Here is a 9335-nt window from a genome sequence, read left to right as displayed (position 1 = left end):
ATCGTCTATCTCCTCTTGCGTTACGTATTTGCTTAGCTCCGAACCCGGGATTATTTTAGTATCGGCGGTAACGACGAAGCGGGTGGGGCCGGATAGCTTTTCGTAAATAAAATTTTACGAAAACGATGAGGAAAAGAGCGGCGAGGCTAAGTGCGAGTTTGTTCAAATTTATCCCTTAAGTCAAATTTGCGAAATCTTAGCCAAAGGGTGGTTAAATTTGAGTAAAATTTTGGGGGGCAAAATCTGAAAAAGCGGGGAAATTTAAATCAGGGCAAATTTAAGAAATCAGAATAAAAGACGGTAAATTTGAGAAAATTTGAAGTATAAAGAGAAAATTTAGCCGAAAAACTCGGCTAAATTTGATAAATCTTAGTGTAGGCTCTCGATGTAGCTAAGCGCGCTAAGGGCCGCTACTGCGCCGTCTCCTGCGGCTACGATGACTTGCTTTGGCGCGTCTTTTCTGATGTCGCCCGCGGCAAATAGCCCATGCACGTTAGTTTGCATTTTTAGATCGACGCTAACCTGGCCGCCTGCCTCCATATCGCACAAAAACTCGCCGTTTTCTTGGCGAAGGACGTCGTTGTTTACGTTAAGTCCGACAAATACGAAAACGCCCGGCACTTTTAGATCGCGCTCGCCCTCTTTCGTGTTTATGATTAGGCCTGCAAGGCCTGCTTTGTCGCCGTAAGCTTGCTTGATCGTGGCACTCGTGATAAACTCGATTTTGGCGTTAGCGCGAGCCTTTTGCAGCGTGACGGGAGCGGCGCGAAACTCGTCTCTGCGGTGGATGACGTAAACGCGCGAGCAGATTTTGGCTAGATATAAGGCCTCCTCGATCGCCGTGTCGCCGCCGCCTAGAACCGCGACTTCTTTGTTTTTATAGAAAAATCCGTCGCAAGTCGCGCACGTGCTCACGCCTCTGCCGAAAAACTCGTCCTCGCCCGCAAAGCCCGCGCGGCGCGGAGTAGAGCCTGTGGCTACGATGACTGCTTTGGCCTGCTCTTCTTTGCCGCCTTCAAGCTTGACCGTGAAGCTGCCGTCTGAATTTTTTACCACGCGCTCAACGCCCGCCATCTCGTGCTTTAACCCAAAATGCGTGCACTGCGCGACCCACGTACTCATGAAGTCGATGCCGCTCTCGCCCGGCGCTTTTTGACCGGGATAGTTTTCTATCTCCGAGCTGCTCGTAATCTGGCCGCCGGGCATTCCTTTTTCAAACATTACGACGTTTTTTAGTCCGCCGCGAGTGGCGTAAAGGCCTGCGCTAAGTCCCGCAGGACCGCCTCCGATGATTGCTAAATCTAACATATTTCTTCCTTTTAAATTTTATTTATTTTCGAATCTTGTTTATAAACGCCGCCCTTTTGCGCCTTTAGCTCCACGCTTGCGGGCAAAGCCGTGATATTTAGGACGTTCATCAGCTTTAAAATCGTATTTATATCCGAAGCGACGAAATTTATATTTCCCTCGCTGGGCGCGCGTTTTTGGAGTAAATCCACGGCGACGATTTTTAAATCCTTGCTTGAAGTTTTTAAAATTTCCTTCCAATCTGATTGGTTGGAGCTAAAAACCACGAGTAAAAATTTATCGTCCTGAGGCGCGAAAATTTGAGCCTGTTCGTAAAAAACCAGCTCGCTAAAATTTACGAATTTGTACTGCGAAAATCTGTAGTTATTGTAAGCAAATATGCCTGCTACCAGCGCTGCACCGATAAAAGACGCAAAAACGGAGGTGAGAGGAAGCAGGCTTCCTCCTCGTCTAAAAACCATTAAAGAAGCGAATTTATCTTATCGGCGATAGCTTGTTTTGATTGTGCGCCAACCATTTGTTCTACGACTTCGCCATTTTTAAAAAATAGAAGCGTAGGGATCGAGCGGATGCCAAATTCTACGGCTAGGTCTTGCACTTCATCAGTGTTTACTTTGCAAATTTTAGCTTTGCCCTCAAACTCCTCAGCTAGCTCGTCGATAACCGGAGCAAGCATACGGCAAGGTCCGCACCAAGGCGCCCAAAAATCTACTAGCGCGACGCCCTCTTTAGCGACGTCGAAATTCGCAGTTGTTAGTTCTATGTATTTTCCCATTTTATTCTCCTTTTTAAAGATAGTTGTAATTATACACGAAAGTATTTAAATTTTTGCTAAATAAGAATTTTTATAAACTAATATTTTCTATCCACTTTATCTCGCCATTTTTTATCGCGATCAAATCGACCTGAAAATCGGCATTTGCGCCGTTTTGTAACAGATAAAAATCGATAGTTTTTAAAATTTTATTAAATTTAGCGGGCGTGAGGCGATACTCGGTCTCATAGTCGCCCTGCGTGGCTTTGATTTCAACGAAGTGCAAGATGCCGTCTTTTTTAGCGATAACGTCGATCTCGCCAAATTTGGAGCTAAAATTTCTAGCGAGGATCTCGCAGCCGTTTTTTAGCAAAAACTCGCAAGCCAGATCCTCGGAGCTTTTGCCGAAAAGATACGCCTTAAGCCCCAAATTTTACTCTTCTATCCTCATCATAAAAGGCTTTTCTTTTACAAACTCTTGCTCTTGCAAAATTTCCATAGTGCGTCTGACGTCTTTTTCTACGCTCGTGTGAGTCGTGAAAAATAGCGTCGCATATGGACTTTCGTCCTTTGGTTTTTGTAGCAGGCTGTCGATAGAGAGGTTGTTTTCGCTCATTAAATTCGTGATTTTAGCCAGCACGCCGACTTTGTCCTCGACCCTGAGTCTAAAATAATATTTCGTGCGAATTTCACTCGGATCTAGGAGCCCCAGCGCATTTATCTCAAACGGCGCTTTGTAGCCTAGCATCGGGGATTTGCCGTCTCTGGCGATATCGATGAGGTCGCTGATGACCGAGCTCGCCGTCGCAGAACCGCCAGCGCCCGGACCGTAAAACATCGTCTCTCCGACTGCGTCGCCCACTACGCTTACTGCATTTGTCACGCCGTCAGTTTTGGCTATCATTTTATCTTTTGGTACGAGTGCCGGGTGTACGCGCAGCTCAACCTTGTCGCCTGTTTTTTTGGCGATGGCGAGCAGTTTGATGACGTACTCGAAATCGTTAGCGAAAAAGATATCCTCGGGCGTGATGCCTTCGATGCCCTCTATCAGGATGTCCTCAGGGTTGCCGTGCACGCCGTATGCGATGCTGGCTAGGATCAGTAGCTTGTGTGCCGCGTCAAAGCCTCCGACGTCAAAGGTCGGATCGGCTTCGGCATAGCCTAGCTCCTGGGCTTTTTTTAGAGCGTCCGCGAAATTTGACCCCTTGCTCATCATTGAGGTTAAGATATAGTTGCTCGTGCCGTTTAAAATCCCGTTGATGCTTAGGATGTGGTTGGCGCTAAGGCCCTCGCGAAGGGCTCTGATGATAGGTATGCCGCCCGCGACGCTAGCCTCGAAGCCAAACGGCGTGTTTTGCGCTAAATTTTGCAAGGCGTAGCGGTGATAGGCCAGTAGCGCTTTGTTTGCCGTTACGACGGCTTTTTTACGCTCTAAAATTTGGCTGACGACTCTAAAGGGTTCCTCAACGCCGCCCATGAGCTCAACGAAAACGTCGATATCATCGCGTTTTATGACGCTATCGATGTCGTCCGTGAGTGGGATCTCGACGTTTCTTTTTTTGTTTAAATTTCTAACGACGCCGATGACGGGGACTATCTCCTCGCCGCATCTTGCCGCGATTAGTTTTTTGTTTTGGAGTAAAATTTTAGCTACGGCTTCTCCAACCGTGCCGACGCCTAAAATGGCTATATTCATGCAAATTCTTTCAGATATTTTTTGATATTTCGCGCTGCTTGGCGGATGCGGTTTTCGTTCTCGATGAGAGCAAGGCGCACGTAGTCGTTGCCGCCCTCGCCAAAGCCGATGCCTGGGCTCACCGCTACGCTAGCTTTAGTTAAAAGCTGCTTTGAAAACTCGAGACTACCGATGTTTCCAACTTGCGGCGGGATTTTTGCCCAGATGAACATACTTGAGCTTGGTTTATGCATCTCCCAGCCTGCACTTGCAAAAGCTTCAAGCATTACGTCGCGGCGTTTTTCGTAAATTTGACGGATCTCCTCGACGCAGCTTTGATCGCCGTCTAGCGCGACGGTTGCTGAGACTTGGATCGGAGTAAACATGCCGTAGTCGACCCATGATTTTATCTTTTTAAGAGCTGCGCAAAGGCGCTTGTTTCCGCATAAAAATCCGACGCCCCAGCCCGCCATATTGTAGCTTTTTGATAGTGTATAGCACTCGACGGCGACGTCTTTTGCGCCTTCTACCTCAAAGATGCTTGGCGTCTTGTATCCATCAAACGTGAGGTCGGCGTAGGCGATGTCGGAGATCACGTAAAAGCGCTCTTGTTTACTCATCGCGACTAGCCGCTCGTAGAAGCTCTTTTGCACGGTTACTGTCGTCGGGTTGTGCGGGAAATTTACGACGACGTATTTAGGTTTCGGCGAGCTTGAGCGGATCGTGTGAAGTAGGTCTTCGAAAAATTTATTTTCGTCAAGCTCAAATTTGTCGTTGTACTTTAGCGGCATCTTCGCCACGCTACCGCCCGCGAACAAAAACGCCTGCGTGTGTATCGGGTATGCAGGATCTGGCACTACGGCAACGTCGCCCGGGTTTATCACGGCTTGGGCTAGGTGCACGAAGCCCTCTTTGCTACCCATAACTGCGACGGCTTCGGTGTCGGGGTCTAAATTTACGCCGTATTTGCGCTTGTACCAGTTGCAGATGGCTAGGCGCAGTTTGTATATGCCTGCACTCGCCGAGTAGCCGTGGGTTTTGTCTTTTTGCGCGCTTTCGCAGAGCTTATCGACGATATGTTGTGGCGTGCGACCCTCCGGGTTTCCCATCGAAAAGTCGATGATATCTTCGCCCCCTCGGCGCGCCGCCATTTTTATGGCGTTCACCTCGGCAAATACGTAGTTTGGAAGTCGTTCTATTGTATTAAATCTAATCTCGTCAAACATAAATTTCTCCTTATTCTAGGTAGATTTTGAGTCCCCGTTTGATATTTTCTAGGCTAACCGCATCATCGATCATTATGTATTTTGCATTTTGAGGGAGCGATACTTTTAGGCTATTTACGGGCTTGTTAGTTTGCTTTTCGCCAAGCAAATTTAAATTTTTATCTAAAATTCTTACGATGGCGGACCAACGATCCTCGGCGCTAGCGCTTATCGCCGCGCTTTTTGCACCGCTAATGTCGATGAGATAGGGTTCGAGCGGTTTTGAGAGCTGGACTTCCTGCGAAAATTGCACGGGAGTTTGGTTGATAGAGGAATTTGACGCGTCGATAACGTACTCGTAGGATAGCTCGCTGGGTCTATTTATGTCGGTTATCTCGGTGCCGCTTTCTTTAAGCGCGGCGTAGAGTGAGCCTGGATCTGGGATAAATTTGGTGTCGATCGTCACGCCCCAAAGTGCACCGCCGGCGTTAGAAAATTCGCTCGTTAGGATATTGTTGTATCCAAGGCCGTTGAGAGCGTCTTTTGCGATCTTCATGATAAGTAGCGGGTTGTTTTGGCGCGAGATAAATTTGATATTTACCTTGACGTTTTGCTTGTAGGATAATCGCAGGAGCGAATTTGACTTTAAAACATTTGAGATTTTAGCGATATCGGGCTTGCCGTTTGCGTTCAGATATGCAGAGCCATCGCCAAAGAGCTGAGTTGCTTTTGCGCTATTTTGATCTAGCAAGCCGCCCACTATATCCACCACGCTACCCGCAAGGCAAAAAGCCGCGCTAGCAGTCAAAACTAAAAGCTTTTTTACCACGATTTGCCCTTATTTAGTGCTACAAATTCGTCGTATGTGAGCAATGAAACCTTGTCTTTTTCTATTAAAAATCTTTTTGGCCTATCGTCGCCAAATTTGATCGTTTGTCCGTCTATTTCGAGATTTATATTGCCATGTCCGGTTACTGCGAGCTGCTTTTTGCCTATTTCGATAGTGAAGCTATTTGCGGTATCCAAAGAGCGCTTTTTATTTTCGTCCAAATTTATAACGCCCAGCCATGTTTTTTTGCGCGGTACGATTTTTATCTCTTTGGTGTTTGCCGATAGATGCCAAATTTTATCGTCGCTTGCTTGTTTTATCTCTTTAGAAGCATCACTCGAGGTATTTTGTTCTTGATTTTGCGTGACACTTTCTTCTTTATTTGTTTGCGTGGTTTCGTTCTTATCGGTATTTGCGTTTAAATTTACTTCAGGCATAGCTACGACTACCGACGCATTTTCTTCGGTTGGTAAAATTGGCTCGAGATTTTTTATGGCGTATAAATTTTCGTCACTTGTGGCGTTTTTGCTCTCTTGTTTTGCTTCGTTTAGGCTTTTGGCCGCTTGTTGGACGGCGACGGCTCCGGTGTATGTAACGCTTTTATTCTTGTCTTCGAAAATGTTTAAAACATTACTAAAGTAATCACCTTCGTTAAGTACGTAAATTACGCCGGCAACTGCTATAATGAGTGCTAATATAAGAAGTTTTACGCCCGTATTAGAGTGCCCGCCGTCAGCGGTGTATGCGGATATCTTAGGCGATACGGATATACTTTTGTGTTCGTTCTTTTGATTGCGCTCAGACATAAATGCCTCATATTCGCTCAACCACTGCTCAAAGTCAATATCCAGCTCGCGCTCTAAAATTTTAATAAAACCTTTAACGTTTAAGCGGACCAATTTTTCAAAATTTTTATCAGCGATGTAGCCTAAGTGCTCAGCCTCTATGTGCGTTCTTCTTGAAACTTCGTTTAGTCCTAGCTCTTTTATTAAACTTACATCATTCATTTATAATCCTATCACAAAGTATGGCAAACGCAGTCGAGACGTTTAGGCTGTCCCAGTCGTTTTTCATTTTTATTCCTACTATTTCGTCGCTTTTGGCAAGGACTTTTTTGTGTAAGCCTTCGCCTTCGCTACCCATCACGAGCGCGACTTTTTGGTTAAATTTGACCTCGTGAGCGTTTTTGCCGCCGCTTGCCGTGGCGTAAATTTTAAAACCGACCTGTTTTAGTTCGTTTAGCAAGCTAAGACCGTCTTCGACAAGAGAGATATTTGCCTCGTAGGCTGCTCCGCTACTAGCTCGCAACACGCCTTCCATCGCCAAATTTTTAGCGACGACTACGACACCTCCGCAGCCCAGCGCATGTGCCGTTCGGACGATGGCTCCGATGTTTCCCACGTCGCTAAGTCCGTATAAAATCGCTATAAAATTTTGTTTTTTTATCTCGTCGATACTTTTAAACTCAAACTCCTCAACTTCGGCTAAAAAGCCTTGGTGATTGCCACCGTGTGCGAGAGCTTGGGCTTTTTGATTATCCACGCGCTTTATCGGCGCGCCGACGCCTACGATCTGTGAAAATAGCGCCTTGTCGCACTCTTTGGCGAGATAGACCGTTTTGACGCTTTTTTTGTAGTTTTTTATGATGTGCAAAAATAGCTGTTTTCCGTATATTATCATCGGCTGATAATAGCTAAAAATCGGTAAAATTTAGCTAAATTTTCGGATAAATTCGCTGTTTGTTTGAGTCTGCGAGCAAGTTTTAGTGGGTGAGCTCGGAGTAAATTTCTTTGGCGTTTCGACCTGTGATTTTGGCTAGCAGTTTAGACTTGGCTTTGGGCGAAATTTCAAGTTCCAAAATATCGTTTTGAGTGATTTTCTCAAAGGTAAAATTTGGATTTTTTTGCACGACGACGCACCACTCGCCGCTTAAATTTGCCTCTTGTAATTTTTGCGCCAACTCGCTTGCTGTGGCTCTAAATTTAGTTTCAAATTTCTTTGTTGCTTCTTTTATGACAAATATTTCTCTATCCGGCTCAAGTTTGGCAAAGTCCAAAATAAGCGAAAGTACGCGTTTGGGACTTTCGTAGATTACCGCGGGAAACGGCGAATTTAGAGCATTTTGTATAGCTGCAGCTCGCTCTTTGCCGTTGTTTGGTAAAAATCCTAGAAAGCAAAATTCCTTCTCGCAAAGTCCGCTAGCGACGACAGCTAAAAGCGCGGCATTTGAGCCGCTTAATACTTCATACGAGATACCGTTTTTTATAGCAAAATTTACGAGTGCAGCTCCCGGATCGCTGATTCCAGGCATGCCTGCATCGCTTAAAAACGCTACGTTTTTATCAAAAATTTGAAGCTCGATTTTAGATAAAATTTCATCTTCGTTATGCGTGTGTAGCGGGATAAATTTTTGTATATTTATATTTGCGTCAAAACGCGTATTTAGTAGGTTTATGAGGGATTTTGCGACTCTAGTATCTTCGCAAAAGAGTATCTCGCATTCGCGTAAAACGCTCAAAGCGCGAAGCGAGATATCGCTTAAATTTCCTATCGGCGTAGGAACGAAATATAGCAAAGGGTTATTTTAAGTTATATTTTTTCTTAAATTTATCAACGCGGCCTGCGCTATCTACGATCTTTTCGCTGCCTGTGAAAAACGGATGGCACTCTGAGCAGATATCCACTCTGATCTCGCCTTTGTTTGACTTCGTAGTGAAGGTGTTACCGCAAGCGCAAGTTACTTTGCACTCAACAAATTCCGGATGAATTTCTTTTTTCATTTTTTGTCCTTTTATCGTCTGATTTTTTAATTTTCATTTAAAGTAAGGCGAGATTATACAAAAAACTTCGTAAAAAATCAAATTTAAATTAAAATTTTAGCCGCTATGCCTAAAATCGCCGTTTGCGAGCGCAAAATATTTTTTGCTCTCAGCCCGTATTTTTTCGCGACGGCTTCTCGCTCGCTCTGGCTAAATCCGCCCTCAGGTCCGATCGCTAAAATTTCCTTGCCCGCATAGCCGTCTAGATTTTCGCCCTCAAAGTCGACAAGAGCGACGTTTGGATAAAATTTGACCAGCTCGTCCAGGCTTTTATAAATTTCAAATTTCATCAAATCGTTTCGTCCGCACTGCTCGCACGAGCTTATCAAAATGCGCTCTAGGCGCAAAAAATCAAGCTTAAAGTTTTTTTGCGAAAATTCGCCGTAAAAAAAGACGATTTTAGCCACACCCATTTCGTTTAGGCTTGGCAAGGTTTTTTCGACCGTTTTTGGATCGACGACGGCCCAGGCTAGCGCCAGATCGCTGTTTCGCGCCTCCACGTCGTGCGAAAATATCAAATTTAGCTCCGCACCCCTTTTGTCCAAATTTACGATTTCATAGATGTGGTTTTGCCCGTCGGTCAAATTTCGCACGTCGATGCGCTCGCCTACTTTAGCGCGCCGCGCCTTTAGGTGTAAAAACGCCTCGCCCTCAAGCCTAATTTGCTCGTTTTTTGCCTCTTTTGAATATAAAAATTTCATCTCACCCCGCTTGCAATGAGTATCAAAACAAAATCAGCCGCGAT

The 9335-nt window shown here is 45.4% G+C and carries 12 protein-coding genes; all 12 read right to left on the bottom strand.

The genetic code is table 11. The annotated features are described in order from the left end of the window. Positions 1-369: 369 nt before the first annotated feature. Positions 370-1308 carry an NAD(P)/FAD-dependent oxidoreductase gene (locus H740_RS06810; RefSeq protein WP_002952673.1) on the bottom strand — a complete coding sequence of 313 codons (939 nt, stop codon included), beginning with the start codon at positions 1306-1308 and terminating at the stop codon, positions 370-372. A gap of 11 nt (positions 1309-1319) precedes the next feature. Then, positions 1320-1769 carry a hypothetical protein gene (locus H740_RS06805; protein ID WP_002952672.1) on the bottom strand — a complete coding sequence of 150 codons (450 nt, stop codon included), beginning with the start codon at positions 1767-1769 and terminating at the stop codon, positions 1320-1322. After that, a complete protein-coding gene (gene trxA, locus H740_RS06800; RefSeq protein WP_002952671.1) occupies positions 1769-2083 on the bottom strand; it encodes a thioredoxin in 315 nt (104 codons plus the stop codon). The genes H740_RS06805 and trxA overlap by 1 nt, the downstream gene beginning before the upstream one ends. A 70-nt stretch (positions 2084-2153) precedes the next feature. Beyond that, complete coding sequence (locus tag H740_RS06795) at positions 2154-2492, bottom strand: YraN family protein (protein ID WP_002952670.1); 339 nt, start codon at positions 2490-2492, stop codon at positions 2154-2156. 3 nt (positions 2493-2495) lie between these two features. Continuing rightward, positions 2496-3758, bottom strand: a complete 1263-nt coding sequence (locus H740_RS06790) for a homoserine dehydrogenase (RefSeq protein ID WP_002952669.1) — start codon at positions 3756-3758, stop codon at positions 2496-2498. Further along, positions 3755-4963, bottom strand: coding sequence for an LL-diaminopimelate aminotransferase (locus H740_RS06785; protein ID WP_002952668.1), 1209 nt, complete (start codon positions 4961-4963; stop codon positions 3755-3757). The genes H740_RS06790 and H740_RS06785 overlap by 4 nt, the downstream gene beginning before the upstream one ends. A gap of 10 nt (positions 4964-4973) precedes the next feature. Continuing rightward, on the bottom strand, positions 4974-5771 hold the full coding sequence (locus tag H740_RS06780) for a hypothetical protein (RefSeq protein WP_002952666.1): 798 nt from the start codon (positions 5769-5771) through the stop codon (positions 4974-4976). Then, the gene (locus H740_RS06775; protein ID WP_002952665.1) at positions 5765-6778 is read right to left on the bottom strand and encodes a hypothetical protein; all 1014 of its coding nucleotides are present in this window, start codon (positions 6776-6778) and stop codon (positions 5765-5767) included. The genes H740_RS06780 and H740_RS06775 overlap by 7 nt, the downstream gene beginning before the upstream one ends. Continuing rightward, positions 6771-7451, bottom strand: a complete 681-nt coding sequence (gene rlmB / locus H740_RS06770; protein WP_002952663.1) for a 23S rRNA (guanosine(2251)-2'-O)-methyltransferase RlmB — start codon at positions 7449-7451, stop codon at positions 6771-6773. The genes H740_RS06775 and rlmB overlap by 8 nt, the downstream gene beginning before the upstream one ends. A gap of 82 nt (positions 7452-7533) precedes the next feature. Beyond that, complete coding sequence (gene rsmI, locus H740_RS06765) at positions 7534-8346, bottom strand: 16S rRNA (cytidine(1402)-2'-O)-methyltransferase (protein ID WP_002952662.1); 813 nt, start codon at positions 8344-8346, stop codon at positions 7534-7536. A 4-nt stretch (positions 8347-8350) separates the two neighbouring features. Continuing rightward, positions 8351-8551 (bottom strand): 50S ribosomal protein L31, encoded by a 201-nt coding sequence (gene rpmE, locus H740_RS06760; protein ID WP_002952661.1) that lies wholly within the window; start codon positions 8549-8551, stop codon positions 8351-8353. A gap of 83 nt (positions 8552-8634) precedes the next feature. Further along, positions 8635-9291 carry a 16S rRNA (uracil(1498)-N(3))-methyltransferase gene (locus H740_RS06755; protein ID WP_002952660.1) on the bottom strand — a complete coding sequence of 219 codons (657 nt, stop codon included), beginning with the start codon at positions 9289-9291 and terminating at the stop codon, positions 8635-8637. Positions 9292-9335 lie beyond the last annotated feature (44 nt).

Origin of the sequence: Campylobacter showae CC57C (assembly GCF_000344295.2) — a bacterium.
GTDB lineage: Bacteria > Campylobacterota > Campylobacteria > Campylobacterales > Campylobacteraceae > Campylobacter_A > Campylobacter_A showae_B.
The sequence above is the reverse complement of the archived record's forward strand: the minus strand, read 5'-3'. Positions and strand labels throughout refer to the sequence as shown.